At 63.9% G+C, this 26997-nt stretch carries 26 protein-coding genes and 3 tRNA genes; 10 read left to right on the top strand and 19 right to left on the bottom strand.

Annotation, left to right across the window (positions count from 1 at the left end; all coding sequences use genetic code 11):
* Window positions 1-114: 114 nt before the first annotated feature.
* From QM685_RS08535 to QM685_RS08575, 9 genes are read right to left on the bottom strand one after another with little or no spacing between them, the layout of a single operon-like run.
* A complete protein-coding gene (locus tag QM685_RS08535) occupies window positions 115-573 on the bottom strand; it encodes an acyl-CoA thioesterase (protein ID WP_415114734.1) in 459 nt (152 codons plus the stop codon).
* A complete protein-coding gene (locus tag QM685_RS08540; protein ID WP_415114736.1) occupies window positions 570-2183 on the bottom strand; it encodes an HAL/PAL/TAL family ammonia-lyase in 1614 nt (537 codons plus the stop codon). The genes QM685_RS08535 and QM685_RS08540 overlap by 4 nt, the downstream gene beginning before the upstream one ends.
* A complete protein-coding gene (locus tag QM685_RS08545; protein WP_415114738.1) occupies window positions 2170-3942 on the bottom strand; it encodes a glycosyltransferase family 2 protein in 1773 nt (590 codons plus the stop codon). The genes QM685_RS08540 and QM685_RS08545 overlap by 14 nt, the downstream gene beginning before the upstream one ends.
* Complete coding sequence (locus QM685_RS08550; RefSeq protein ID WP_415114740.1) at window positions 3942-5633, bottom strand: AMP-binding protein; 1692 nt, start codon at window positions 5631-5633, stop codon at window positions 3942-3944. The genes QM685_RS08545 and QM685_RS08550 overlap by 1 nt, the downstream gene beginning before the upstream one ends.
* On the bottom strand, window positions 5630-6298 hold the full coding sequence (locus QM685_RS08555) for a hypothetical protein (protein WP_415114742.1): 669 nt from the start codon (window positions 6296-6298) through the stop codon (window positions 5630-5632). Before QM685_RS08555 ends, QM685_RS08550 begins: the two co-directional genes overlap by 4 nt.
* Window positions 6298-6549, bottom strand: coding sequence for an acyl carrier protein (locus QM685_RS08560; RefSeq protein WP_415114744.1), 252 nt, complete (start codon window positions 6547-6549; stop codon window positions 6298-6300). Before QM685_RS08560 ends, QM685_RS08555 begins: the two co-directional genes overlap by 1 nt.
* Window positions 6550-6552: 3 nt before the next feature.
* On the bottom strand, window positions 6553-6852 hold the full coding sequence (locus QM685_RS08565; RefSeq protein ID WP_415114746.1) for a phosphopantetheine-binding protein: 300 nt from the start codon (window positions 6850-6852) through the stop codon (window positions 6553-6555).
* Window positions 6827-7621: a lysophospholipid acyltransferase family protein gene (locus QM685_RS08570; RefSeq protein ID WP_415114748.1), complete on the bottom strand. Its 795-nt coding sequence runs from the start codon at window positions 7619-7621 to the stop codon at window positions 6827-6829. Before QM685_RS08570 ends, QM685_RS08565 begins: the two co-directional genes overlap by 26 nt.
* Window positions 7605-8318 carry a beta-ketoacyl synthase chain length factor gene (locus QM685_RS08575; protein WP_415114750.1) on the bottom strand — a complete coding sequence of 238 codons (714 nt, stop codon included), beginning with the start codon at window positions 8316-8318 and terminating at the stop codon, window positions 7605-7607. The genes QM685_RS08570 and QM685_RS08575 overlap by 17 nt, the downstream gene beginning before the upstream one ends.
* A 785-nt stretch (window positions 8319-9103) precedes the next feature.
* On the opposite strand from QM685_RS08575, the gene QM685_RS08580 reads away from it, so the two are divergent.
* Window positions 9104-9676: a TMEM165/GDT1 family protein gene (locus tag QM685_RS08580; RefSeq protein ID WP_415114752.1), complete on the top strand. Its 573-nt coding sequence runs from the start codon at window positions 9104-9106 to the stop codon at window positions 9674-9676.
* A gap of 22 nt (window positions 9677-9698) precedes the next feature.
* On the opposite strand, the gene QM685_RS08585 is transcribed toward QM685_RS08580, so the two are convergent.
* Window positions 9699-10406: a DUF4136 domain-containing protein gene (locus QM685_RS08585; protein ID WP_415114754.1), complete on the bottom strand. Its 708-nt coding sequence runs from the start codon at window positions 10404-10406 to the stop codon at window positions 9699-9701.
* A 311-nt stretch (window positions 10407-10717) separates the two neighbouring features.
* On the opposite strand from QM685_RS08585, the gene pepN reads away from it, so the two are divergent.
* From pepN to QM685_RS08600, 3 genes are all read left to right on the top strand, one after another.
* Window positions 10718-13414 carry an aminopeptidase N gene (gene pepN / locus QM685_RS08590; RefSeq protein ID WP_415114756.1) on the top strand — a complete coding sequence of 899 codons (2697 nt, stop codon included), beginning with the start codon at window positions 10718-10720 and terminating at the stop codon, window positions 13412-13414.
* A 237-nt stretch (window positions 13415-13651) separates the two neighbouring features.
* Window positions 13652-14668: a class 1 fructose-bisphosphatase gene (locus tag QM685_RS08595; protein WP_415114758.1), complete on the top strand. Its 1017-nt coding sequence runs from the start codon at window positions 13652-13654 to the stop codon at window positions 14666-14668.
* A gap of 85 nt (window positions 14669-14753) precedes the next feature.
* A tRNA-Thr gene (locus QM685_RS08600) sits at window positions 14754-14829 on the top strand.
* Window positions 14830-14937: 108 nt separating this feature from the next.
* Here QM685_RS08600 and QM685_RS08605 read toward each other — a convergent pair.
* On the bottom strand, window positions 14938-15138 hold the full coding sequence (locus tag QM685_RS08605; RefSeq protein ID WP_415114761.1) for a hypothetical protein: 201 nt from the start codon (window positions 15136-15138) through the stop codon (window positions 14938-14940).
* Between the two features lie 629 nt (window positions 15139-15767).
* Between QM685_RS08605 and QM685_RS08610 the strand changes: the two genes are divergently transcribed.
* Window positions 15768-15917: a hypothetical protein gene (locus QM685_RS08610; protein ID WP_008921206.1), complete on the top strand. Its 150-nt coding sequence runs from the start codon at window positions 15768-15770 to the stop codon at window positions 15915-15917.
* A gap of 297 nt (window positions 15918-16214) precedes the next feature.
* Window positions 16215-16814 (top strand): chorismate mutase, encoded by a 600-nt coding sequence (locus QM685_RS08615; RefSeq protein WP_415114764.1) that lies wholly within the window; start codon window positions 16215-16217, stop codon window positions 16812-16814.
* Window positions 16815-16853: 39 nt separating this feature from the next.
* Here the strand turns inward: QM685_RS08615 and QM685_RS08620 are convergent, their stop codons facing one another.
* Both QM685_RS08620 and QM685_RS08625 read right to left on the bottom strand, forming a co-directional pair.
* Window positions 16854-17999, bottom strand: coding sequence for an exonuclease domain-containing protein (locus QM685_RS08620; RefSeq protein WP_415114766.1), 1146 nt, complete (start codon window positions 17997-17999; stop codon window positions 16854-16856).
* A 289-nt stretch (window positions 18000-18288) separates the two neighbouring features.
* Window positions 18289-18492 (bottom strand): cold-shock protein, encoded by a 204-nt coding sequence (locus QM685_RS08625; RefSeq protein WP_415115375.1) that lies wholly within the window; start codon window positions 18490-18492, stop codon window positions 18289-18291.
* A 400-nt stretch (window positions 18493-18892) separates the two neighbouring features.
* On the opposite strand from QM685_RS08625, the gene QM685_RS08630 reads away from it, so the two are divergent.
* Together QM685_RS08630 and QM685_RS08635 are read left to right on the top strand one after the other, a co-directional pair.
* Window positions 18893-19141, top strand: a complete 249-nt coding sequence (locus QM685_RS08630) for a hypothetical protein (RefSeq protein ID WP_415114768.1) — start codon at window positions 18893-18895, stop codon at window positions 19139-19141.
* Window positions 19142-19668: 527 nt separating this feature from the next.
* Window positions 19669-20817, top strand: a complete 1149-nt coding sequence (locus QM685_RS08635; protein ID WP_415114770.1) for a porin — start codon at window positions 19669-19671, stop codon at window positions 20815-20817.
* A gap of 88 nt (window positions 20818-20905) precedes the next feature.
* On the opposite strand, the gene greB is transcribed toward QM685_RS08635, so the two are convergent.
* A complete protein-coding gene (gene greB, locus QM685_RS08640; protein WP_415114772.1) occupies window positions 20906-21475 on the bottom strand; it encodes a transcription elongation factor GreB in 570 nt (189 codons plus the stop codon).
* 123 nt (window positions 21476-21598) lie between these two features.
* Here greB and QM685_RS08645 point away from each other — a divergent pair.
* Both QM685_RS08645 and QM685_RS08650 read left to right on the top strand, forming a co-directional pair.
* Window positions 21599-21675, top strand: a tRNA-Arg gene (locus QM685_RS08645).
* Between the two features lie 77 nt (window positions 21676-21752).
* Window positions 21753-21829 (top strand) — tRNA-Arg (locus QM685_RS08650).
* A 121-nt stretch (window positions 21830-21950) separates the two neighbouring features.
* On the opposite strand, the gene QM685_RS08655 is transcribed toward QM685_RS08650, so the two are convergent.
* From QM685_RS08655 to QM685_RS08675, 5 genes are all read right to left on the bottom strand, one after another.
* Complete coding sequence (locus tag QM685_RS08655; RefSeq protein ID WP_415114774.1) at window positions 21951-22436, bottom strand: phage protein NinX family protein; 486 nt, start codon at window positions 22434-22436, stop codon at window positions 21951-21953.
* A gap of 175 nt (window positions 22437-22611) precedes the next feature.
* Window positions 22612-24972 (bottom strand): RelA/SpoT family protein, encoded by a 2361-nt coding sequence (locus tag QM685_RS08660; RefSeq protein WP_415114776.1) that lies wholly within the window; start codon window positions 24970-24972, stop codon window positions 22612-22614.
* 82 nt (window positions 24973-25054) lie between these two features.
* Window positions 25055-25258 (bottom strand): DNA-directed RNA polymerase subunit omega, encoded by a 204-nt coding sequence (rpoZ, locus tag QM685_RS08665; RefSeq protein ID WP_006025620.1) that lies wholly within the window; start codon window positions 25256-25258, stop codon window positions 25055-25057.
* Between the two features lie 60 nt (window positions 25259-25318).
* Entirely contained in the window at window positions 25319-26002 is a 684-nt protein-coding gene (gene gmk, locus QM685_RS08670) for a guanylate kinase (protein WP_415114790.1), read from the bottom strand.
* 17 nt (window positions 26003-26019) lie between these two features.
* On the bottom strand, window positions 26020-26943 hold the full coding sequence (locus QM685_RS08675; RefSeq protein WP_415114792.1) for a YicC/YloC family endoribonuclease: 924 nt from the start codon (window positions 26941-26943) through the stop codon (window positions 26020-26022).
* Window positions 26944-26997 lie beyond the last annotated feature (54 nt).

The following is a 26997-nucleotide window of genomic DNA, read 5'->3' on the forward strand; positions in this document are numbered from 1 at the left end:
CGTGGGCCGGCGCGGCCGGCCACACGAACCCGGCGCACGCGGCAACGCCGATCATGCCGATCGCACTCATCGCGCGCCCGACACGCCACGCGGCCGCTTTCGCCCGACGCCGGTTCATCGTCCCCATACGCGCTCCAGCTTTTCGAAGACGACCGGCGGCGACACGAACTGCAATTCCTCGGTCGCGGCATCGACCGCGACCTGGATCGTATAGCCCTTCGTCAGCCGCGTGCCCGAGGCGCAATCGACGATTTCGTAGCCTATTTTCAGGCGGTTTTCGTATTCGAGCAGTTGCGCGCGAACTTCGAGCTGCTGTCCGTACACGGCGGGCCGCACGTACTTCAGATGCGCCTCGACGATCGGCCACAGATAGCCCGACGCCTGCATCTCGCGATAGTCGTAGTCGAACGCGCGCAACAGCGCCGCGCGGCCCATCTCGAAGTACTTCAGATAATTGCCGTGCCAGCACACATTCATCGCGTCGACGTCGTGAAACGGCACTTCGACCGTCGCGCTCGCGCTCAGCACGCGCGGCGCTTTCGGCACGTCAGGCACTTTCGCGGCCTCGCTCATGCGTGGGTTCCTTTGCGATAGTCGTCCAGCAGTTCGCACGCGGCAATGCGCGCGCTCAACGCGCGCAGCTCGCCCTCGAACGCGCGGTCTTCGTCGACGAACGGTGATTGCGCGCCCACGTGGTCGATAAAAGCGCGCAGTGGCGCGGGCACCGGCGTCGCGCTGTCGATACGCAAGCGCAGACGCACGGCCTGCACCGTCGCGAGCGTATGCGCGGCGGCGACCTGCCCGGTCAACTCCAGCACGCGCAGGCAGTCACGCGCGGCGATCGTGCCCATGCTGACCTTGTCCTGATTGTGTGCTTCCGTCGAGCGCGAGAACACGCTGGCGGGCATGGTGTTCTTCAGCGCCTCGGCGGTCCACGCGGACGACGAAATCTGCACGGCCTTGAAGCCGTGATTGATCGCCGCGCGCGCGGGCGCCGCGCCCGACAGATTGCGCGGCAAGCCGTTGTTGAAATTGACGTCGACGAGCAGCGCGAGCTGCCGGTCCATCAGATCGGCGAGATTGGCGACCGCCACCTTCAGCGCATCCATCGCGAACGCGATATGGCCGCCGTAGAAGTTGCCGCCGTGCAGGATGCGTTCGTTGTCGGGATCGATCAGCGGATTGTCGTTCGCGCTGTTCAGCTCGTTTTCGACATCGCGGCGCACCCAGCTCAGCGCATCGCGCGCGACGCCGATCACGTGCGGCGCGCAGCGAATCGAATAGCGGTCCTGCAGGCGATGCCCCGACGTGTCGGCGCGGCCGCTCAGATCGTCGCGGATCCATGCGGCCGCTTCGGCCTGGCCCGCGTGCGGCTTCACGTCGAACAGCGTCGCGTCGAAATGCGCGGCGCGGCCTTCGAGCGCGACCGTCGACAGCGCGGTCAGGCGCGCGGTGAGCCGCGTCAGATGATCGGCGCGCGCGAACGCGAGACACGCGAGGCCGGTCATCACCGCGGTGCCGTTCATCAGCGCGAGGCCTTCTTTCGGCGCGAGCGCGAGCGGTTCGAGGCCGAGTTCGGCCCACGCGTCGCGCGCCGCGCGCAACACGCCGGCGTGCCGCACGTCGCGCTCGCCCACGAGCGCCGCGGCCACGTACGACAGCGGCGTCAGATCGCCGCTCGCGCCGACCGAGCCTTCCGACGGAATGCGCGGCAACACGCGCTGATTGATCAGTGCCGCGAGACGTTCGAGCAGCACGGCACGCACGCCCGAAAAACCATACGCGAGAGAATTGAGGCGCGCGGCGATCACCGCGAGCGTTTCTTCGTCGTCGAGATATTCGCCCATGCCGCAGCCGTGATAACGCGTCAGTTGCAGCGGCAATGCTTCGACCAGTTCCATCGGCACGTCGACGACACAGGCATCGCCGTAACCGGTGTTGACGCCGTACACGGTTGCGCCCGCGGCAAGCTGGCGGCGCAGGAAATCCGCGCCGCGCTCGATGCGCGCGCGCCATCCCGGATCGTCGTTCAATGCGACCGGCGCGCGCTGCCGGGCAATCGCGACGACCTCTTCGATCGTCAGCCGGCGTGCGCCGATCACGACCGCCGCGTCGGCATCGACATTGGCGTTGGCAGCCACGGACCGCGCGTCCGGCGCGCGACTCAAATCATGTTCGGCCATTCGCACCTCGCTTCGGGCCGGCCCAGAAATCGAAGAAATTGAACCATTGATAAGGGGCCTTGCGGCAGTAGTGTTCGAGACGCATCGCGTAACGCTGCGCCCACGCGGCGAGATGCTGCGCGCGTTCGCGGCGCGGCAGTTCGATACGCTCGGCGAACGGCTCGAAATACATGCGGTAGCCGTCACGCTCTTTCAGACAGAAGAACAGATAGACCGGGCAGCCGAGCGCATGCGCGAGCACGTACGGGCCTTGCGCGAACCGGGCACTGGCGCCGAGAAACTGCGCATCGGTGGTGCGCCCCGCTTCGCATGCGGGCACGCGGTCGCCGACGATCACCAGCAGTTCGCCCGCCTCGATGCGCTGCTGCATCAGCACCGCGGTTTGCGGGCCGAAGTCGCCGACTTCGAGCAGATGCCGCGTGAAGTCGCGACTGGATGACGCGAGCACGCGGTTGAAGCGGCGCGCGTGCCCGGTATAGACGACCGCCGTCACCTTCGCGTGTTCGCCGCGCACCGCGAGCGCGCGCATCATCTCGAGATTGCCGAGATGCGCGCCGATCACGAGCGCGCCCTTGCCGCTCGCAATCAGGGCTTCGAATGCCGACGGATCGTCGAACGTGACGTCGGTGTCGTCGATGCGGCCGGTCCACGCGGCGAGCTTGTCGAAGCCCGACTGCGCGAACGCGAGCATATGCCGGTACGCGGACACCCAGCCCGGACGCGGCATCCCGCCCTGCGGCGCGACCGCGCCGAGATGCCGGAAATAATTGTCCGACGCCTCTCGCGCGGCGCGGCCCGTCAACAGAAAATACGCGACGATCGGATGCAGCCACAGCGCGGTAAAGCGGCGGCCGAACAGCTTGCAGCTCAGCGCGAGCAGGTTCATGCCGAGCTGGCTGCCGCGTTCGGCGATGCGCCACCAGGCGTCGGGCCGGGACTCGTCGCCCGGCTCGCCTGCCGGTTCGCCTGCTGCTTCTCCCGCTGCATGTCCCGTGTCATCGGTCACCGCGCGACGGCGCGGCATCAGCTTGTGCGCGAGCAGCAGCGGCAGACGCCACAGCATGCCGAACACGAGCCGCACGTGACTACGGCTGATCCTTACGTTGTCCCACAGCACGTCGAAATGCGACACGCCGTCGGCCGCGTAGGTCACCCGCGTCGGAATAGAACGGAACGCCGCGCGCCGCCAATGCAGACGCACGAGGATCTCGATGTCGAAATCCATGCGCGTCGGCAGCCGCACACTGTCGATCAGTTCGCACGCGAGCGCGAGCGGATAGAGGCGGAAGCCGCACATCGAATCGCGGATCGTCAGCGACAGCGTTTCGATCCATACCCACACGTGCGTCAGATAGCGGCCATAGAGACGCGCCTTCGGCACGCTGTCGTCGTAGACCGGGCGGCCGAGAATCACCGCGGCCGGTTCGGCGCGCGCCGCGTCGATGAAGCGCGGCACGTCGGCCGCGTCGTGCTGGCCGTCGGCGTCGATCTGCAGCGCATGTGTGTAGCGTGCCGCGCGCGCGGCGCGCAAGCCCGCCATCACCGCCGCGCCCTTGCCGCCGTTTTGCGGCAGACGCAGCAGCGTGAGCTGAGGCGCGTACTGCCGCGCGAGCGCGGCGAGCACCTGCCGGGTCGCGGCGTCGCTGCCGTCGTCGACGACGAAGATCGGCAGGCCGTGAACCGCGAGATGCGCGACGGTCGCGCCGATCGCGTCCTTGTGGTTGTAGATCGGAATCACGATGCAGGGCGCGAAGCGCATTACGCGTCCTCCCGATGCACGAGCACGCCCGACGCGCATTCGCGCCCGTCGAGCCGGTACGTGAACTGCACGCGCCGGCGCGCGGCGTCGTAACTGAGCGTGAGCTCGAGTACCGCGCCCGGTGGCACCGGCGCCATGAACTTCAGACGATCGACCGACGCGAGCGTGCGCACCTGTGGCCAATGCGCGGCCGCGAGCCGCGCCGCCCAGTCGACCTGCACGACGCCGGGCAGAATCGGCAGGCCCGGAAAGTGACCGGCGAAATGCACGAGCGTGGGCGGCACGCGCAGATCGTAATGCAGCGTGTCGCCGCCGCGCGCCTGCGCGAGCACTTCCATGCCTTCGGCGCGCGGCGCGAAGGCGGCGGCGACGGCGCTCACCGGCAGCTTGCCGCGCGCGTCGAACGGCAGGCTCACGCAAAAACGCCAGTGACGCGGCAGCACGACCGCGTCGAAGTAATCGGCGAGATGACGGCGCAGCGTTTTCGCGAGCGCGACGCGGCCTGCGTCGCGCAGCGCCGCGCTACCCGCATCGGTGAGCGCGACGAGCGCGCCGACGCGTTCGCGCGACGCGCCTTCGAGCGGCACCAGCGCCGCCTGCGCAACGCACGGATGCAGTGCGAGACGCGCTTCGAGTTCCGGCAGCGATACGCGTTTGCCGCCGAGCTTCAGCACGCGGTCGAGCCGGCCTTGCAGACGGAAACGGCCATCGGCATCGAAGGCGATGCGGTCGCCGGTACGATGCCAGCCGGCGTGATCGAGATGCGGCGAGCGCACGCTGAGCGCGCCGTCTTCATCGCGGCGCACCTCCGCGCCCATGACCGGCTGCCATGCATCGCCCTGATCCTGGCGGCGCCACGCGATGCCGCCGGTTTCGGTACTGCCGTAGATTTCGAGCGGCGCGGCGCCGTAAGTCGCCGCATAGTGCCGCGCGGCATCGGCCGCGAGCGGGCCGCCCGACGAAAAGAACGCGCGCGGCGCGGGATTCAGCGCGGCGAAGCCCGGCAACGCGGGCCAGAGCGACAGTTGCGCGGGCGTCGACACGATCGCCGTCGCGCCGCATTGCGCGATGCGGCCTTGCAACTGCAGCGGCTCCATGCCGATCGCGCGATCGAACGCGCGGCCGGCCGCGAGCGGCCACAGCACGCGAAACAGCAGACCGTAGATGTGGTGATGCGGCACGCTCGCGAGCATCGTCGCGGCGCCGATCAACGCGCCCCACTGCTTTTCGAGCGTGTGCACCTCGGCGTTGAATTGCGCAAGCGTCTTGCGGATCGGCTTCGGCGTGCCGCTGCTACCGGACGTGTACAGCGTGAGCGGCGCGTGGGGGTCGATGGCGAAATCGATGCGCATGGCGCCGGCTGCCGAAGCGAACGGCGGCAGGTCCGCGTCCGTCAGCATGAAGTCGTACGCGCCCGCGAGATCGGCAAGATAGCCCGGCGTCGCATTGGCCGGAATCACCGGCGCCTTGCCGCGCGCGAAGAGCGCGAACAGTGCGCAGGCGAAATCGAACGGATCGTCGATGCACAGCGCGCAACGCGATGCGCCGTGCGTGTCGACCAGTGCGGCCAGGGTCGCGACGCGCGCGCGAAATGCCGCGCGATCGAGCAGCGCGGCGCCGTCGCGGCAGACCGGCGTGTCAGGCGCAGCGAGCGCGGCGTCGGCCGACAACAGATCGTGCAGCGCGATCATGACGCCTCCGAACCCGCTCGCGCGACACGCGGCAACACGACGAGGCGCCGCCACGCGAACTCGCCGGCCAGCAACACGCCGATCAACCCATAAGCGATCATCCCGTTGTACAGCGACCAGCTCGCGCGGCTCCAGTACAGCGCCGTATACGCGGAAAACGCGCCGTTCAGCACGAAGAATCCGCACCAGACCTGGGTGACGCGCCGCGTATAGCGCACCGCGCCGGGCGGCAGATCGGGCTGGCCGAGCCGCGCGAATTTTTCGATCATCGACGGCCCGCGCACGAGCGTCGCGCCGAATGCGATCAGCAGACCGAGATTGACGAGCGACGGATAGAAACGCAGCAGCAGCTCGCTATCGGTAACGACGATCGCCGCCGACGCGCCGCTCAGCAGCGCCACCACGAACCAGTCGAGCGCGGACAGCCGCCGCAACGGGAGCGCAACGGGACCGCCGCCCGCCCAGCGTTGCAGCCACAGCGTCGCGAGCAGCATGACGCCGACGAAGCGCGGCGCATCCCAGCGCCATGCGCATAAAATCAGCGCGGGGTAAGCGAGTTTCAGCAGCACCTGCACGACGGCCCTGCTCCAGGGTCGCCGCGTGCCGGACCCGATTCCGCCGGAACGCGGCTCGGACATCCGCGATCGCAAGCGCTCGGCGGGCATCAGCCTTGGGCCGCGAGCAGCGATTCGACCGCCGCGATCACGTCGCCGACGGTGCGCACGGATTTGAAGTTCTCCGGCTTGATGCGGCGGCCCGTCATTTCCTGCAGCTTGATCGCGAGATCGACGGCGTCGATGCTGTCGAGATCGAGGTCTTCGAACAGGTGCGCGTCGGGCGTCACGCGTTCGGGCTCGATCGCGAAATTGTCGTAGAAGATCGCGCGGATGCGCTCAAGAATCTCAGTCTCGGACACGGTTCACTCCCCTTTCCTCGTGGTTTCGTTCGCAGCATGCGCCGCTTCGCGCTGACTCTCGACCAGCGCGGCAAGCGTGTTGATCGAGCGAAAGTGCTCGCGCGTGCGTTCGTCGTTCGCCGCGATGGTCAGTTGGTATTGTTTGCGCAGCACGATGCCGATTTCGAGCGCGTCGATCGAATCGAGACCGATGCCGTCGGAACCGAACAACGGGGCGTCGTCGTCGATGTCGGCGGGGCTCAGGTCTTCGAGATCGAGTGCCTCGATCAGAAGCTTTTTAATTTCGAGTTTTAAAGAATCCATAATCGAACAGGTGCTGGGTAATGTGAGCTTCGACGGCATCCGTCACGCTGCGCGCCGCGATGGCCGGGGTCGTCGCGGCGGCCGCGAGTCCGTCGACGCCAAGCGGCGCGAGCACGTTCACGCGCATGCGGAACGCGCGCGCCGGCACGTCGTACCAGCGCATCTGCCGCGTGAAGGCAGGCGGATCGCAATCCATCAGCACCGGCACGATCGGCGCGCCGGCCTTCAGCGCCATGTGCGCGAAACCGCGCGAGAACGCATGCAGCCGGTTCGGCGCGGGGCTGCGGGTGCCCTCGGGAAAAACGATCATCGTATAGCCGGCCGCGAGCTGGCGCGCGCCCGCGTCGACGAGTTCGACGGCGTTGGCGTTGCTCACGTATTCGGCCGCGCGCACGATGCCCCAGAAACACGGGTTGCGCCAATGCGCGCTCTTGACGACGCAGCACGCGCGCGGCATGAGCGACAGCAGCACCATCACGTCGAGATAGGTGGGGTGATTGGCGACCACGACCGCCGGGCGCCCCGCGCGCAATGTCTGCGCGCCCGACGCTTCGAGCTCCATCACGCCGAGCGTGCGCAACGCCGCGACGAGCGCGCGAAAAAACCAGTGGATCACGGCCGTCACCGCGCGCTGCCGCGATGCGCGATGCGGCCACAGCCACGCGAGCGGAAACCCCAGCACTGAAAACAGCACGCCGCATACGCCGAACACGACGAAGGCCATGGCGGTCGCGCAAAAGCGCCACAGATAATCAAGCCGCGCGATCATGCCACCTCCAATGCCACAGCGCGCCGGCGTGTTGCCAGCGCGCGGGCTGCCCGGTTTCGAGGCAGTGCAGCAGCGCCTGGCTCTGGGTGGGAAAGCTGGAGACGTCGTCCGCGGCGGCTTCGTCCGCGTGCGGCGAGCCGTCAGCGCGGGACAGCGAACAAACGATGTGCCCGGTCGACGCTTCCTGATCGAGCAACAGCGCGATCGCGCCGCCCTGCACTTCGTCCTCGATCGTGCCGTACGCGCGATCGGCCGGTTCGTCCGCGTACACGAGCAGTACCGGCGAGCCGGGCTGTGCCGCGTATTGCGCATACGCCTCGAGCAGCGCGTAGCCGAGCGTCTGCGCGCCGGCCGACACCGCGCTCGCCGCCGAACGGTCGCCCCGCGCGATGCCGAACACGCCGGTCATCGCGTTCAGCACCGACAGGCTGAACGCAGTCGGCGACACCGGCTCGCCCGCGCTGATCGAGCGCAGGATGTCAGTGGTGCGCCGCAATTCACCGTGCCGCGACGCGAACACCACGCGCACCGGTTCCCGCGCGACACAATCGTGCGCGACCTTGAGCGCCACCTTGGACAGCGTGCTGAGACGTCGCCGCACGATCGGCTCGATGAAGCCGATATCGGGTGCGGCGGGTGCGGTAGCCGGCCAGCTAGACCAGCGACCGACCGGAATGGTCCAGTGCAGATCGGGCATACGGTGTTCGCGCGTAGAAACGGAGAAGAGACTCAAGCGCCTGACGGAATACAGCCGTCACAGCGTGCAGCGCCGCGCGGATCGGGGGTTCCGGGATCGATCGGCTTCTTTTGGAGAGTTAGCGAATTATCGGCACTCAGCCCCGATTATTTAGGCGCCCCTGTCAACTGATACGAAAATATTTGGCTCGGGCTCCTTTCGTGGCCGGAATCATACTGAATATTGTGGATTAAATCAGCCGGAAAAGACGTATCCATCTGTTTCCGCGCCGTAAAACAACAGATTGTCAGACGATTTGAAAATCGGCGGCGAGCGCGTGCCTATCGCTGTCCCCGCGTGTATTTCAGTCTGTCCCGCAGGCCGGCAAATCTGCATTTTGTGACGATTTCCGACGTGGTCGGGCTAGCCGATGCGCGTTCCAGATCGACGCCAGGCTTTCATCCTGCTTTCGTGAAAGTGTTACAGACAGCTATGGCGGACGTTGCATCCGACTTTGTTCCCGGCGCTGCATCCTTCGCGCAACACTCGCGGCACCGGCGCGCCCGGGCCTGTTATACTCCGGCCCTCATTGGGGAGTAGCCGCCCCGCGGCCCGTCCGCACCGCGTTTTGCCGGTGCGTCGCACGGGTGGCTCGCGGGGGCGCCTGTCAACAGACTTGGCCGTTACGGCCATGGCAGCCGCAGCCTCTGGCCTGGCGAGACCGATGATCCACCGCGCGCCGCAACAGGGCCTGGCGTGTCGTGGGTCGTCGCTCGCTCATCTCTGGCCCAGGGAATCCATTCAACGTGAATCAAGCCTTTCTTGTTTCGACCGGCGCGGTCGCGCTCGCCGAGATCGGCGACAAGACGCAACTGCTGTCGCTCGTGCTGGCCGCGCGCTACCGCAAGCCGGTGCCGATCATTCTCGGCGTGCTCATCGCGACGCTGATCAACCACGCGGGCGCCGGCGCGCTCGGCGCGTGGCTCGGTTCGCTGCTGACACCGACCATCATGCGCTGGGCGCTCGCCGCGTCGTTTATCGGCATGGGGCTGTGGATTCTCGTGCCCGACAAGCTCGACGACGCGCAAGCTCACACGAACCGCACGCACTTCGGCGTGTTCGGCGCGACGGTCGTGACGTTCTTCATTGCGGAGATGGGCGACAAGACGCAGCTCGCGACGGTCGCCCTCGCCGCGCGCTTTCACGATTTTTTCGGCGTGGTGGCCGGCACGACGCTCGGCATGATGATCGCGAACGTGCCGGCGATCCTGCTCGGCGACCGTTTCGCGCATCGGCTGCCGACGAAACTCGTGCACGGCATCGCCGCGGTGATGTTCGTCGTGCTCGGCGCGATGGCGCTACTAGGTATCGGGGTTTAAGGCGGACGTCCCCCGGTTTTTCTTACATCGCGCCCTTTGCCCCCGACGCGGCGGCCGGCGCCGAAGCCGCGGCGGGCGCCGCCGGCAGCGACACTTCATTCACGGGCGTGCCGCCGTTGCCGACCGGAATCTTCACCGTATGCACGACGCCGTTGCCGAGCGGAAAGTCAGCCAGCGCGCTGCGCGCGAGATACGGCATCGCCCTGACCAGCGACGACTCGCCGCCGAAATTGCGCGCCGTCACGTGGTAGACCTCCTTGCCGCTCGCGCGCTCGGTGATCCGGATGCCGAGCAGATGCGTGAATACCGGGTAGCTCTGGTTCACATAAGTCGCCGGAAACGGCCCCCACGGTCCCCACGGATCGAACGGCCGGCCCCAGCCCCAGTAAGGACCCGGCCACGGGTTGTAATAGACCGGCTCGGCGACGGTCACGATGTCCGAGCGGATTCCATACGCGAGTTCGACCAGATAGCGCGCTTCGTCGCGCGCGACTTCGCGAAACGAATGCACGGCGAGCTCGTTCGCGACGACCCGCTCGTATGCGCTCAGTTCGAGATTGTTCTGCTGATCCTGCCGCCGCGTGAACGCATAGGTGCGGGTCGCGTCGCTGCCGTTCCAAGCGGAGAACGCCGTGACCTGGGTCGTCACGTAGGTCGTGCAGCCCGACAGCAGCACCGTCAGCGCGGCGAACAGCAGCGCGATGCGGCGGGTCCATCGATCGATGTTCATGGTCTACCTCGTAACGCTTTCAGGTTGCTTCACTTAAACGTGGACTGACTGCGATTATTCCGTCGCACGGGCGCCCGATAATACGCTGACCTCGCCGGCCGGTAAAAGGTTCTTGCCGCCCGGCTCTGCCTCGAGGTTCCGCCTCGAGACTCGACCCACGGTCCTACCCAAGGTTCGTCCCCGCAAACCCAACCCGGCACCGTCCCCGTTTCGCGCCGCACGATTGCCCGAGGCTTTGTACAATGAGTCGACCAAGCCCGGCTCGCGCGCCATTTGCGCGCGACCGATCGAGTACTCCACCACAGAACGCCATGGCCGATACCGCAACGCCCAATGTGATCCGCCGCGCCGATTACGCGCCGCCCGCCTTCCTGATCGACACCGTCGCGCTGGAGTTCGATCTGGTCCCCGAACGCACCGTCGTCAGGAACACGATGCGCGTGCGCCGCAACCCGGATGCGTCGCGTGCCGCGCATCTCGAACTGATGGGCGAACAGCTCGAGTTCGTGAGCGCGGAGATCGACGGCAAGCCGTTCCTCAATGCGCATCCGCACGAGCATGGCCTCGTGCTCGACAACGTGCCGGACAGCTTCGAGCTGACGCTCACGAGCATCTGCAATCCGGCGCAAAACACCACGCTGTCGGGCCTGTATGTATCGAGCGGCAACTTCTTCACGCAGTGCGAGGCCGAGGGCTTTCGCCGCATCACCTACTTCCTCGACCGCCCCGACGTGATGGCGAGCTTCACCGTCACGCTGCGCGCGAGCAAGGCCGACTATCCGGTGCTGCTGTCGAACGGCAACCTGCTCGAAGAAGGCGATCTACCCGAGGGCCGCCATTTCGCGCGCTGGGAAGATCCGTTCAGGAAGCCGAGCTATCTGTTCGCGCTGGTGGCGGGCAAGCTGGTCGCGCTCGAAGAACGCGTGAAGACCGGCTCCGGCAAGGAAAAGCTGCTGCAGGTGTGGGTCGAGCCGCACGATCTCGACAAGACCCGTCACGCGATGGATTCGCTGATCCACTCGATCCGCTGGGACGAGGAACGTTTCGGGCTCGAACTCGATCTGGACCGCTTCATGATCGTCGCGGTCAGCGACTTCAACATGGGGGCGATGGAGAACAAGGGGCTCAACATCTTCAACACGAAGTACGTGCTGGCGAACCCCGAAACCGCGACCGACACCGACTTCGCGAACATCGAGGCGGTGGTCGGCCACGAATACTTCCATAACTGGACCGGCAACCGCGTGACCTGCCGCGACTGGTTCCAGTTGAGCCTGAAGGAAGGCCTGACGGTATTCCGCGATCAGGAGTTCTCGGCCGACATGGCGGGCGGCGCCACCGACGAAGCCGCGCGCGCCACGAAACGCATCGAGGACGTGCGCGTGCTGCGCCAGATGCAGTTCGCCGAGGACGCCGGGCCGATGGCGCATCCGGTGCGCCCGGAGAGCTACGTCGAGATCAACAACTTCTACACGATGACGGTCTACGAGAAAGGCTCGGAAGTCGTGCGGATGTACCAGACGCTGTTCGGCCGCGACGGCTTTCGCAAGGGCATGGATCTGTACTTCAAGCGCCACGACGGCCAGGCCGTGACCTGCGACGACTTCCGCCACGCGCTCGCCGACGCGAACGGCCGCGATCTCGCGCAGTTCGAGCGCTGGTACAGCCAGGCCGGCACGCCGCGCGTGTCGGTACGCACCCGCTACGACGCCGCCCAGCAGCGCTACAGCGTGACGCTGCGCCAGGGTTACGGCGACGCCGCGCCGGCCGCGCGCGAAACGCAGAAGGGCCCGCTCCTGATCCCGTTCGCGATCGGCCTGATCGGCAAGGACGGCAACGATCTGCCGCTGCAGCTCGAAGACGAGGCGCAGGCGGCGGCATCGACCACGCGCGTGCTCGAATTTACGCAGACCGAGCAGACTTTCACGTTCGTTCATGTCGGGGAAGAGCCGCTGCCGTCGCTGCTGCGCAATTTCTCGGCGCCGGTGATCGTCGAATACGACTACACGGCCGACCAGCTCGCGTTCCTGCTCGCGCACGACAGCGATCCGTTCAACCGCTGGGAAGCCGGCCAGCGGCTCGCGACGCGCGAACTGCTCACGCTCGCCGCGCGCGCGGCCACGGGCGCGGCGCTGGAGCTCGACGATTCGGTGGTGGCCGCGTTCGCGCGCGTGCTGACCGACGAAACACTGTCTCCGGCGTTCCGCGAGCTCGCACTGATGCTGCCGTCGGAAGCCTATCTGGCCGAGCAGATGGCCGAATCGAATCCGGCTGCCGTCCACGCGGCGCGGCAGTTCGTGCGCAAGCGCCTCGCCAATGCGCTGCGCCACGACTGGCTGAACGTGTACGAACGGCATCGCACGCCGGGCGCCTATGAAGCGACGCCCGAAGCGGCCGGTCATCGCGCGTTGAAGAATCTCGCGCTGTCGTACCTGACCGAGCTCGACGATCCGGCGCACGCCGTGCGCCTCGCATCCGCGCAATACGAAGCCGCCGACAACATGACCGACCGCGCGGCGGCGCTGTCCGCGCTGCTCAACGCAGCCGTGCCGCAAGGCGGCAGCGCCGACGCGCAGCGCGCGCTCGACGACTTCTACCGGCGCTTCGAAAAGGAACCGCTCGTCATCGACAAGTGGTTCGCGTTGCAGGCCACGCAGCGCGGCAGCGCGCAGCATCCGGTAATCGATACGGTGCGCCGCTTGATGACGCATCCGGCTTTCAACCTGAAGAACCCGAACCGCGCGCGCTCGCTGATTTTCAGCTTCTGCGCGGCGAACCCCGCGCAGTTCCACGCCGAAGACGGCTCGGGCTATGCGTTCTGGGCCGAACAGGTGATCGCGCTCGACGCATTCAATCCGCAGGTGGCCGCCCGCCTCGCGCGCTCGCTCGAATTGTGGCGCCGCTTCACGCCGGCGCTGCGCGACAGCATGCGCGCGGCACTAGAGAAAGTCGCCGCGCAGGTGAAATCGCGCGACGTGCGCGAAATCGTCGAAAAGGCGCTGGCATGATGTTCGGGTGAGCGGGGCAGCCGCTCCGCCCCACCCCGCCCTACCCCGCCAGGCCGGCCCACGTTGCCGGCTTTTTTTCGCGCGGAATCAATGGGATGCGCGAGGCCGCGCGCATCGGTGCCTGGGCGTCGCGGCGCGCCGCGGTGGCCACGGCCGCGTAACGCGGCTAAAAGCACAGAACCGACACGTCGAGCGGTTAAAATCCCAATATTCTTTTGGCCTTCCCGGAGTACTGCAATGTCTTTGCAACGTCGTACCACTCTCTCGAAGTACCTGATCGAGCAGCAGCGCGAAACGAACAACCTGCCCGCCGACCTGCGCCTGTTGATCGAAGTCGTCGCGCGTGCCTGCAAGGCGATCAGCTACCACGTCAGCAAAGGCGCGCTCGGCGATGCGCTCGGCTCGGCGGGCAGCGAGAATGTCCAGGGCGAAGTGCAGAAGAAGCTCGATATCCTGTCGAACGAAATCCTGCTCGAAGCGAACGAATGGGGCGGCAACCTCGCCGGCATGGCCTCCGAGGAAATGGAACAGTTCTTCCCGATCCCGGCCAACTATCCGAAGGGCGAATACCTGCTCGTGTTCGATCCGCTCGACGGCTCGTCGAACATCGACGTCAACGTGTCGATCGGCACGATCTTTTCGGTGCTGCGCTGCCCGGACGGCCATCAGGCGACCGAGCAGTCGTTCCTGCAGCCGGGCACGCAGCAGGTCGCGGCAGGCTATGCGGTATATGGTCCGCAGACCGTGCTGGTGCTGACCACCGGCAACGGCGTGAACTGCTTCACGCTCGATCGCGAACTCGGCTCGTGGGTGCTCACGCAAAGCGATATGCGCATTCCGGTCGAAACGCGCGAGTACGCGATCAACGCGTCGAACGAGCGTCACTGGTACGCGCCGGTTCAGCAGTACATCGGCGAGCTGAAGGCAGGCAAGGAAGGCCCGCGCCAGGCCGACTTCAACATGCGCTGGATCGCGTCGATGGTTGCCGACGTGCATCGTATCCTCAATCGCGGCGGCGTCTTCATGTATCCGGCCGACAAGCGCACGCCGGACAAGCCGGGCAAGCTGCGTCTGATGTACGAAGCGAATCCGATGGCCTTCATCGTCGAGCAGGCGGGCGGCGCCGCGACCAATGGCGAGAAGCGCATTCTCGACATCCAGCCGAAGAGCCTGCACGAGCGAGTCGCGGTGTTCCTCGGCTCGAAGAACGAAGTCGATCGCGTGACCCGCTATCACTTCGAAGCGAAACAGTGATCCCGGAGTGATCTCGAAATAAAAAATGGCTCGAAGGGGCTTGCCAAGCTGCTAAATTAGTCCCTATAATTTCGTTTCTCCTGATGCCGGAATAGCTCAGACGGTAGAGCAGCGCATTCGTAATGCGAAGGTCGGGGGTTCGATTCCTCTTTCCGGCACCATCCAGTTTCAAGCAAAAAGCCCAGTCCTCGCGACTGGGCTTTTTGTTTTTCAGCGGTGTTATTTCACAGTACGTATCGCTCGACTGGGCCATGAGTCAACCGCCCTGCTCAGTCACGAGAATTCAGTGGGTCATACGTCCGCGTCGTCATCAGATTGCGGGCGATGACCGAATCCACGGCAACGACCGGCGCGCCGCGCGGCGCGCCATACGCGGCGATCGCTTCCGCGGGCGCCGACACGAACCACGAAATCCTGCCGTCGCATTCGATGCCGACCTGACGCCCGTTCCAGTAAACAGCGTTTTCCATCGCAATCTCTCCCGAGAAACGAAGACTGTCATGATCCGCGCCACGTGTTGCGCGTCCGTTCGTCACCGCACGCCGGACGACCGACGGCGTTTCAATCATAGAAAGGACGAGACCACGCCGGATGGCCTGTCATCGTGCGCGGATATTTTGTCGCAAAAGCGTGGTAATAGGTCTGCTAGCTAACTGTCAGCCATTAATTCTCGGACGAAAATTATTTAAAGAGTGTTCAGATCGTCAACGCAGTTTGGAATGCGCCGTTTACAAAAGAATCAGCGCCGAATCGTTCAATTGACAAATACGAACGTTCAGTCTTATCGACGGAAAGAAAGTCTCGTCGATGCGGCATTGCACAACGATGTCATGATTTATTCACATGAAACCGTTATGGCAGGTGGCTGGACAAGGCAGGGAAGAGAACGGCACGGGAAAGCGCAAGCGCTTCGATTCTGGCGCCCGCGATAAAACGGACATAAGTGTGGATAACGACAGGCAGAGGATAAATTTTATTCAAACACTCTGTTCAGATGTTGGCTTGTGCCGTTAAAGCAACAGAGAACATGTGACTTGCACCGGACGCTGGTGCGACAAGGGGACCGAGGCAGATAATCGGTTTGTAAAGGAGAAAGATCATGGATGCCAAACCACCGAAGATTCCGACCCCGGATAAAGTTTTTTACCCGGATCCGGAACCCGTGGCCGTCGAATTTCTGGGTGCCGAACTGCCTGAGCACGTTCGCGCTTTCTTCGACGAACAACGTAAATCGTGCGACCCGAAGTAACCGGGCATTGGCGCGGCGCAGCATTGCTGCTCGCGCAGCTAACGGTAGCGGGCGATGAGTACGCTCGTCCCTCTTATCCGTCCGGCCTGCGTGTCGTGACGGTGGATCGGCTCGTCTGATGTAACAGCGCCGGGGCGCGCGGCTCCGGTGTCCCTATGCGCGCGTCCGTCAGGTACGTCGTGCTGTCGTTGTCTTCTGCGCCGGCAGCCATTTTCATCGGATAAATACGCGCCGTTTGCCGGGCATCATTTATTCTTCTCGTTTTTCCATCAGCGGCCGGTCGGCCCCGTCCACTTCATGAATCGTTCGCATCGCTTCGGCGCCTCATGCGCGCTCGCACTTGCCGCCGCCAGTTTCGTTTTCGCGCCCGTTCCCGCGCTCGCCGATGGCGACGACACCGCGCTCACCAATCTGATCGCGCTGGCCTCGCAACGGCTTGCGCTTGCGGAACCGGTCGCGCGCTGGAAGTGGGCACACCACCAGCCCATCACCGATACTCCGCGTGAAAACGCGCTGCTCGCCGATGTGGAAAAGCGTGCCGCGACGGCAAACGTCGACCCGGCATTTGCGCGGGCGTTCTTCCAGGATCAGATCGACGCGAGCAAGGACGTGCAGAACGCGCTTTTTGCCACGTGGCGCAGCACGCAGCCGCCACAGGAACCCGCGCCCGATCTCGCGACGAGCACACGGCCGCAACTCGACAAGCTCACGCAATCGCTCGTCGCCAGCCTTGCGCGCGTGCAGCCGCTGCGCGCGGCGGCGGATTGCCCGACGCGTGTCGCGCAGTCGCTCGCTAACTGGAAATCACTGACGCGTTATGACTCGGCGCGTTCGAGCGCCTTGACCCGCGCACTCGGTCATGTGTGCGAAACGGGCGGTGTCGGCGCGACGGGCTGATCGCGTTCGCGCGACGCAGTGCGTGCTGATGGGCGGCGCCTAGACGAGACTGGACTCGGCCGTGTCGCTCGATACGCTCAACGGCATCACGCGCAGACCGCGCGCGAGATGACTCTGAAGGATGCGATACGTCGACAGCTCGAACGATCCGGCAATAACCGACGCATGCAGCCGAGCCGCCTGCACGAGCGACGGCGCGTGTCCGAAATAGCGCCAACGGTCCACGACGTGAAAAACGCGCTGCGCGTTCTCGTGCTCTTCGAAAACGATCGGCCCGTCGAACGGCCACGGCGCATCCGCGGGATCACTCTTCGTCACGCGCTGCAGCCGGTTGTGCGCCGGCCGCAGCGTCGCGATCCACTGTGCCTCCGCGAGCATTGCGCCGAGCTCGCCGCCGGTCGCGCGCCATTCGACGCGACGCACCTGCTGCGCGAGGCGGATATCCTTCGATGAACGCCGCTCGCCAGTCAGATGCGAGCGCAACCGCTGACGCACGCGCACGCTTCGCCCGACGTAGAGCGGCGCGTCCCCTTCGCCGTAGAACGCATACACGCCACAGCCCCCCGGCGCGGTATCGAGCAGATCCTCGGTAATATCGCCGGCCAGCCGGTAGCGCCGCGTGGTGCGCTCGATCTGCGCGCGCAATGCGTCGAGCGGCACGAGCGCATGCAGACGCTGCCAGAACTGCCAGATCAGATCGGCGTCGGCAAGCGCGCGGTGGCGATCCGATGGCAGGAGCGCGTGGCGTTCGACGAGCGCATCGAGACCGTGACGCTTTTCGGCCGGAAACAGCGCGCGCGACAACCGCACCGTGCACAGCACGTCGGGATCGAACGCGAGCCCGATGCGGCGAAATTCGCTGCGCAGAAATCCACGATCGAAACTTGCGTTGTGCGCGACGAACAGCTTGCCGTTCAGGCGCTCGAACAGCGCCGGCGCGATCGACTCGAAGGTCGGCGCGCCACGCACCATTTCGTTCGTGATACCGGTGAGCTGCTGGATGAACGACGGAATCGGCTGCTGCGGATCGATCAGACTGCTCCAGCGCGACACGCCAGCCGGCCCTATCTCGACAACACCGACCTCGGTGATGCGGTGCTCGCTCGTGGAGCCGCCAGTCGTTTCAAGGTCGACGAAGACAATGGGTACATCGAGGGCCGGTTCCGGCGAAAACAGTTCGGACATGGGAAAAGGAGATTTCGGACGCGTGACTTTGCGGCAAGTATGCACCATATAGCAGGCGCCGCGGATTCTGGGCGAGAGTCGCCCAGACACCTGAGCCGAAAATCATTTAAAAGCCTCTAGAACGCATTCGCTCGACGCATTTATCTCCTGACGAAAGCCATTCTTTTTAACCGGGCAGTTATACAAACCGGCTCCGATAGAAAATATGGGACGGGAAAAATAAAAACCCCCGCACTCCGGCGAGGGTTATCCCTTAAAAGCTGCGAAAGCGGCGACTCGGCGCTGCTTTTTACAGCGGCTGAATATTCGCCGCCTGCTTGCCCTTGGGGCTGGTCTTGACTTCGAAGGAGACGCGCTGGTTTTCCTTCAGCGACTTGAAGCCTTCCGTGCGGATCTCCGAAAAATGCGCGAACAGATCTTCGCCGCCCGCATCCGACGTGATGAAGCCAAAGCCTTTAGCATCGTTGAACCATTTGACGATACCGGTTTCCATTTTCCTGTTTCCCTCTTGATTTATCAGATCGGGCATTGCCCTTGAGTCCATCCAACCCCGAATTCATTAGCAACCGGATGACAACGGATACTGAAAAGCCGAATGGGCTAATGAAATACGGCCTTGCCGTTATAAGGGGAACGAAGAATCGCAGTCAAGTAAACTTTTCGTATGCGTTTAGCGTATTAAAAGATATGCCTCGCGGGTCGCGGGGAAACGAGAATCTGTCAATATTACCTCGCCAGATTTAATCCAAATCAAATAGCGGGAAAATTTGCAGTGACTCACCGGGCAATGTAACAAAACCCATGTTTCGGTAAGTGTTTGTCCGAGTTGTTGCAGCGCATTCACAATCGCATGATGGAAAATCAGTAGTAGCGATGTGCATCAGGAGGTTGCCATGCTGTTCAATGAGATCCGCCGTCTTGTCGCCTGGCTCACTCAGTCGCACGCAAGGTCGGTATCCGACCAGCCCGTGCGGACCGACGACACCTCTTCCATCTTCGACTTCGATCCGATGTGGCACGGCGATCACTGGCAGAACCTGCTGTCCTCGCCAATGGACGCGCGCCGTTACGTAATGGAAGACTGGAGCGTCCCATCCGCAACCGACTGGGACGACGCGGACGGCACGGCGCCGGCGCATTAGCGGGATCCGCGAATAACGCAATCGGCGGGCAAAAAAAAGCGCGACTGGAAAGTCGCGCTGACAAAGGTTTGGAGATCTTTTTCATCAACGAAAAAGTCTGCTTCGGAAAGCAGAGACCTCAGTATAGCGGCCGTATCCCCTTCGATTATTAACACTATTTACAATCATCTGTTGCCGCAATAACAACAATCATTTTACGGCATTCTTTACGTTGTTTTTTCGCATCGTTTAGTGTCGCGAATGAGCAACGCGATTCCAGCCGACTCACCTTTCCAATCCCTTTAATAGCGCGCAAAGCCTTTATCCATAAGGCTCAAATGACATTCGCGCATCGTTTCTCATCGAGTAATACTTTATTGCGAAAATCGGAACGCCCACTCCGGAGGTGTCTCTCTACACTCTGCCTAATCGGAAACCGGCGCGAATCGGATCATCGCGCTTCTCACGTGGATTCCGCTTCTCGCAGCGCCGCGTGAAGGTCTCCCAAGCCAGGGTTTTATATCTCTCTCGCTCTTGGAGTTATACAAATGAAGAAGACACTCATGCTCGCTGCCGTCACGAGCGTTTTTGCAACCGCAGCGCATGCGCAAAGCAGCGTCACCCTGTACGGCCTGATCGACGCCGGTATTACCTATACGAACAACCAGCACGGTCATACCAACTGGCAAATGACGAGCGGCTCGGTGAACGGCAGCCGCTTCGGCCTGCGTGGCGCCGAGGACCTCGGCGGCGGTCTGAAGGCCATCTTCACGTTGGAAAACGGCTTCGGCATCAATGACGGCACGCTCAAGCAGAACAGCCGCCTGTTCGGCCGTCAGGCTTTCGTCGGACTGTCGAGCGACCAGTTCGGCGCCGTCACCCTGGGCCGTCAATATGACAGCATGGTCGACTACGTCGGCCCGCTGGCGCTGACCGGCACGCAATACGGCGGCACGGAATTCGCACACCCGTTCGACAACGACAACCTGAACAACTCGTTCCGTATCAACAACTCGGTCAAGTTCCAGAGCGCCAACTACGGCGGCTTCAAGTTCGGCGCGTTGTACGGCTTCTCGAACCAGGCTGACGGCTTCTCGAACAACCGCGCGTACAGCGCGGGCGCATCGTACAACTGGGGTGGCCTGAACATCGCCGCCGCTTACCTGCAACTGAACAGCAACGGCGCGAACAGCGCGGCCGCGGCGTTCAACTCGGGTGGCGCGGTGTCGGGCGACAACACGTTCTTCGCGGCACGTCAGCAAACGTGGGGCGCGGGTGCCAACTATGCATTCGGCCCGGCGACCGTCGGCCTCGTGTACTCGCAGACGAACCTGCAAGGTCTTGCCGGCATCAGCCAGAGCGCATCCGGCATTACGGGCGGCGTGGGCTTCCCGACCAACAGCGCACAGTTCCAGAACTTTGAAGCCAATGCCCGTTACGCTCTGACGCCGGCACTGAGCATCGCGGGTGCGTACACGTACACGCGTGCCAACCTGTCGAGCACGCATAACCACTGGAACCAGTTCAACCTGCAAACCGCCTATGCGCTGTCCAAGCGCACCGACGTGTACCTGCAGGGCGTGTATCAGGAAGCTAACGACGGTGCTATCGTCGATGCCAACATCAATGGTCTCGGTGCGGCATCGGGTAACAACAAGCAGGTCGCTGTGACGGCAGGTCTGCGTCACCGCTTCTAAGCACTGCGGAAGCACTGGCAGTAGAAAGGCGCCGCTTGCGGCGCCTTTTTTATGCTTATATCCCGTCCTTGCGTACCGCGGACACAGGCTAACCCGTGCTATCGCGCGGCGGATATTTGACGTCGAGAATATCGATCGGCTGAGGACCCGCCGGCGTGAACAGCGTGACCGTATCGCCGACTTTCGCCTTGAGCAGCGCGCGCGCAATCGGCGAAATCCAGCTCACGTGCCCGATATCCAGATCGACCTCGTCGATGCCGACAATCGTCACGGTGTGCTCTTCGCCATCCTCGGTCGCATAGTCGACCGTCGCGCCGAAGAACACCTGATCGACGTTCTCCTGCCGGCTGCTATCGACCACCTCGGCCAGATCGAGACGCCTGGTCAGAAAGCGGATGCGCCGGTCGATCTCGCGTAGACGGCGTTTGCCGTAGATGTAATCCCCGTTCTCCGAGCGGTCGCCGTTCGACGCCGCCCACGACACGAGCCTGACCACTTCCGGCCGCTCGACATCGATCAGATGCAGCAGCTCGTCACGCATGCGCCGGTGGCCGGCGGGCGTAATATAGTTTTTGGTGCCCGCGGGCACATCGGGCTGGGCAACGTCGAGATCGTCATCGTCGTCTTCGCTCGACTCTTTGACAAAGGCCTTGTTCATAGTGATCCAGTAACAACAGCTAGCAACAACCTCCCAAGAGGTTACACGATCGGGCCCGCGACACAAATCGCCGTGATGGGCTTCCATTTTTCGGATCCGTTGGCTATAATCTCGTTTCTGTGTGCGGCTGTAGCTCAGTTGGATAGAGTACTTGGCTACGAACCAAGGGGTCGTGGGTTCGAATCCTGCCAGCCGCGCCACCTATTCGAGGGCTTCTCTCCTGGGAAGCCCTCAAGTTTTACCCCTTTCATGCAGTTAGGCATCAACGTTTTAGCGTGCGGCTGTAGCTCAGTTGGATAGAGTACTTGGCTACGAACCAAGGGGTCGTGGGTTCGAATCCTGCCAGCCGCGCCACCTATAAGGGCCTTCCAGTCGGAAGGCCCTTTGTTTTTCCGGGTGCCTTGTTGGCCGGCCTTCAGTCGTTTTTTTCGACCGACATATATCCCTGCACGCTACCCCCCCTCCCGCCGGCAGATCATCGCGGCGGCGACTGAATATCTCCGATCTGCCCGTCCGGGCTCGGCAAATCCTCGATAACCCCGCCCACCGTTTGCTCGCTGATCGTCTCGGCTCGCGCGCCGGTCAGCGCCTGACGCTCGCGCAGCACGTCGCCCACGGTATCGCCGAAATGGCTCGCGACGAACGCCCGCAGCAACGCTATTCGCAACGAATCCCCCCGCCCCTCCGCAGGCCGCCGGCCGCCTTCGAACTCCGCGACGCATACCGCGCCCTGGTCGCTCTGCTCACGCACTTCCAGGCGCCGCGCGCGCTCCAGCACGAGGGCAGCCGCCTCCCACGACGCGCTGGGCGTAAAACGGCCGTCCCACGGGCGACCGCGATCGTTGCCGCGGATCGACACGGTCTCGCCGCTGTCGGTGAAATAGATTTCGCGCACGAAGTCGTGCAAGCCGCGCGCCACCCAGTAATCGAGCGCCACGCCAGTGAGGTCGGATACGTTCATCAGCGTTCTCCGCGGGTTCAGGTCTAAGGAGCCGCACGAACGATGCCTGCATGCCTGATTACATTAAAGAAACGGCGCGCGGAAACAGCGTCGAAGCGCCGAAGGAATGCAATCAAGGCGCCGGCAGAGCACGTACCATCAAAACCCGACAATGCCAGAACGGCAGCCGGGCGACTCAGTAATCCGCGCGCTCGCGATCGATCCGCATGCCGCCGTCGTGACGGTGGTGCCCCTCTTCGCTCGGCCGTTCGCGCGCAATACGCATCACGTCCGGGTTCGTGCGCACCCGGCGCATCACGTTGGCCAGATGGACGCGGTCGCTGACCTGGATCACAAAGCGCAGCACCGTGGATTCCTGCGACAGATCTTCGTCCATCGCGATGTGGACGATGTTGGCGTCCGCCGACGTGATATCGGCCGCCACGCGGGCAAACACGCCCTTGGTGTTCTTCACCAGCACCTTCACCGCGACGTCGAACAGACGGCCCGGCTGCGGCGCCCATGCAACATCGATCCAGCGGCCCGGATCGCGCCGGTGAATGCGCTGCGCGACACGGCAGTCGGTGGTATGAATTGCCATACCGAGACCGATGCCGATATAGCCCATGATGTCGTCGCCCGGAATCGGACGGCAGCAGGCGGATAGTTGCACCGACATGCCCTCGGTGCCGGTGATGACGACCGGTGGCGCATGCGGCGTCGAACCGGACTCGGAGCGCGAGCCGTCGTCGTCGGCGTCGCGGCCGCTCATCAACACCTCGATGCGCTTGGCCATCACCGCCGCGACACGCCGGCCGAGACCGATGTCCGCGAAGATTTCCTGACGGTTCTTGTTGCCCGTCCACTGCACGAGCTTTTCCCACGCTTCCGGCGTCACGTCCGACAGCGCGAGCCCGTAGCCCTTCAGCCCCTGATCGACCAGACGCTCGCCGAGCTGCACCGACTCGTTCAGACGCATCGTCTTCAGATAATGGCGGATCGCCGAACGCGCCTTGCCGCTGCGCACAAAACCAAGCCATGCGGGATTCGGCTTCGAATACGGCGCCGTGATGACCTCGACGATATCGCCGCTCTTCAGCTCGGTACGCAGCGGCAGCAATTCGTTGTTGATCTTCACGGCGACGCACTGGTTGCCGAGATCGCTATGGATCGAATAGGCGAAGTCGAGCGCGGTGGCGCCGCGCGGCAGCGCCATGATCTTCGACTTCGGTGTAAACACGTAGACCGCGTCCGGGAACAGGTCGATCTTCACGTGTTCGAGGAACTCGCTCGAGTCGCCCGCTTCGCTCTGAATGTCGAGCAACGACTTCAGCCACTGGTGCGCGCGCTTCTGCACGTCGTTCAGATCCGCACTGCCGTTCTTGTACAGCCAGTGCGCGGCGACGCCCGCCTCGGCGATCTCGTGCATCTTGCGCGTGCGCACCTGAAACTCGATCGGCGCACCGAACGGACCAACCAGCGTGGTGTGCAGCGACTGGTAGCCGTTCACCTTCGGGATCGCGATGTAGTCCTTGAACTTGCCCGGCACCGGCTTGAAGAGCGCATGCAGCGCGCCGATGCACGTATAGCACTCGAGCGCGCTCTCGACGACCACGCGAAAACCGTACACGTCGAGCACCTGCGAAAACGACAACTGCTTGTCGCGCATCTTCTTGTAGATGCTGAAGATGGTTTTCTCGCGGCCGGTGACTTCCGCGTCGATCTTCGCATCCGCGATCGCGCGCTGCACCGATTCGAGAATCTTGCCGACCACCTCGCGCCGGTTACCGCGCGCGGCCTTGACGGCCTTTTCGAGCGTCGCGTAACGGTGCGGGTTGAAGTTCGCGAAGCTCAGATCCTGCAGCTCGCGATAAGTATTGTTCAGGCCGAGCCGATGGGCGATCGGCGCGTAAATGTCGAGTGTTTCGCGCGCGACGCGGCGGCGCTTTTCCGGCGGCACCGCGCCGAGCGTGCGCATGTTGTGCAGTCGGTCGGCGAGCTTCACCAGAATCACGCGCACGTCGCGCGCCATCGCGAGCAGCATCTTGCGGAAGTTTTCCGCCTGCGCTTCCTCGCGATTGCGAAACTCCATTTTGTCCAGCTTGGACAGACCATCGACCAGCTCGGCGACCTTCGCGCCGAAGCGCTCGGCGAGCTCCGCCTTGGTCACGCCCTGGTCTTCCATCACGTCGTGCAGGAGCGCCGCCATGATCGACTGGGCGTCGAGATTCCAGCCCGCGCAGATTTCCGCGACGGCGACAGGATGCGTGATGTAGGGCTCGCCGCTCTGGCGATACTGACCGAGATGGGCTTCGTCGCTGAAATGAAAGGCCGCCTTGACGTCCTTGATCTCTTCCGGCTGCAGATAGCCGGACAGCACGGACGTCAGCCTGGCGATGGAAACGACGTCATGCCGGCGCGGCTGCTCCGGCGTGGCGGTCGGCCCGAACAGATGGCGAAACGACTGTTCGAGGACCGCGTCGATGTACTTGCGTGCAGACGAGGGGGAATCTGCGTCGTGGTCCGCTTCCGTCACGGTGGGCGGGGTAGCACTCATGGTCGCCTCCGGAGCAGTCAGGGTTGAACGCAGGTCTGCAACTCGAAATCACATGGCAATCGAAAACGGAAAACAGCGCGCCTTAAACCGGCACCTTCTTCAGCATTTCGACACCGACCTGGCCTGCCGCGATTTCACGCAGCGCGACGACGGTGGGCTTGTCGCGGCTTTCGATCTTCGGCGTATGGCCTTGAGCGAGCTGACGCGCGCGATAGGTTGCGGCAAGCGCGAGTTCGAAACGGTTCGGGATCTGTTTGAGGCAGTCTTCGACGGTAATGCGGGCCATGTTGGGTTCCTTCTCAGTATGTTGCTTATTCTACCTTATGTGCTCGGCACAACGCCGCGCTCACGCGTGCGGCAGGTGGATGCCGAGCTGCATGAAAAGCTGCGTGTGACGCGCGTACTGCGACGCGAAGCGCGAACGCGTCGCGCCGACGAGACAGCGCAGTTCGGCGAGCGCGCGATCGAAGTTCTCGTTGATCACCACGTACTCCGCCTCGGCCGCGTGCGCCATCTCGCCACCCGCCGCGAGCAGGCGTCGCGTGATCACGTTCGGCTCGTCCTGGCCGCGCTTTTTCAGACGCTCCTCGAGCGCTTCGAGCGACGGCGGCAGAATGAAAATTTCGACCGCGTTGTGAAACTGCTTCTTCACCTGCTGCGCGCCCTGCCAGTCGATTTCGAGCAGCACGTCGTGGCCGCTTTTCATCTGCTCCTCGATCCACACGCGCGAGGTGCCGTAGTAGTTGCCGTGCACTTCCGCGCTCTCGAGAAACTCGCCCGCGTCGTGGCGCTGCATGAAGTCTTCGACGGTCGTGAAGTGATAGTGCTCGCCGTCCTGCTCCTTCGGACGCGGCGGGCGCGTCGTGTACGAGATCGACAGACGGATCGCGTCGTCGCCCGCGAGCAGCGCGTTCACGAGTGTCGACTTGCCGGCACCCGACGGCGCGACGACCATGAACAGATTGCCGGGATAAGCGCCCACATAGGGATGGCGCGGCGCGCCGGGTTCGCGTGTGTGATGGTCGGTCATGGTGTAGCGCTCCAGCCTTATTCGAGATTCTGTACCTGCTCGCGCATCTGTTCGATCAGCAGCTTCAGCGTCATCGAGGAATCCGCGAGCTCCTTCGCGGCCGCCTTCGAGCCGAGCGTGTTCGCTTCGCGGTTCAGCTCCTGCATCATGAAGTCGAGCCGCTTGCCGATCCTGCCGCCCTTCTCGATCACATGACGCGTTTCGTTCAGGTGCGCGGTGAGGCGCGACAGCTCTTCGGCGATGTCGATGCGCACGCCGTACATCGTCACTTCCTGGCGGATCCGCTCGTTGATCTCCTCGCGCGAGACGATCGTCGCGGCCGCATCCGGCGCGGCGATGCCCAGCGCCTCCTGCAAACGTTCGACGATCTTCTGCTGATGCCGCGTAATCAGCTCCGGCACGAGCGGCGTGATCTTCGCGACGATCGTTTCCATTTCGGTGACGTTGGAAAGCAGCACCTTCGCGAGCTGCGCGCCTTCGCGCGCACGCACCTCGACCAGATCGCCGATCGCCTGCTTGCCGCACGCGAGCACCGCGTCGCGCAGCGTGTCGGGCGCGATGCTGCTTTCGGCCAGCACGCCGGGCCAACGCAGGATTTCGCCCGCGCGCAGACGGCCGGCTTCCGGAAACGTCGACAGCACCGTGCGCTCGAGCAGCGCGAGTTGCGCAAGCGTGTCGTGATTGACCGTCCCCGCGTTAGCCGACTGCTCGCTGCGCTGCAGATTGACGCGGATGTCGACCTTGCCGCGCGACAGCTTGTTCATCAGCATCTCGCGCAGCGTCGGTTCGACGACGCGCACGTCTTCAGGCATACGGAAGTTCAGATCGAGAAAGCGCGAGTTCACCGTGCGCAGTTCGACCGACACGCTCACGCCGCCGGTACCCGAGGCCGCCACGAGTTCGCGCGTGGCGCTCGCATAGCCAGTCATGCTGTAGATCATCGTAGTTCTCGCGATTGCGGCCATGCGTTCGACGTCTGGCCTGAGAAGCGGAAC

Source organism: Paraburkholderia sp. (assembly GCF_047605525.1).
Taxonomy (GTDB): Bacteria; Pseudomonadota; Gammaproteobacteria; order Burkholderiales; family Burkholderiaceae; genus Paraburkholderia.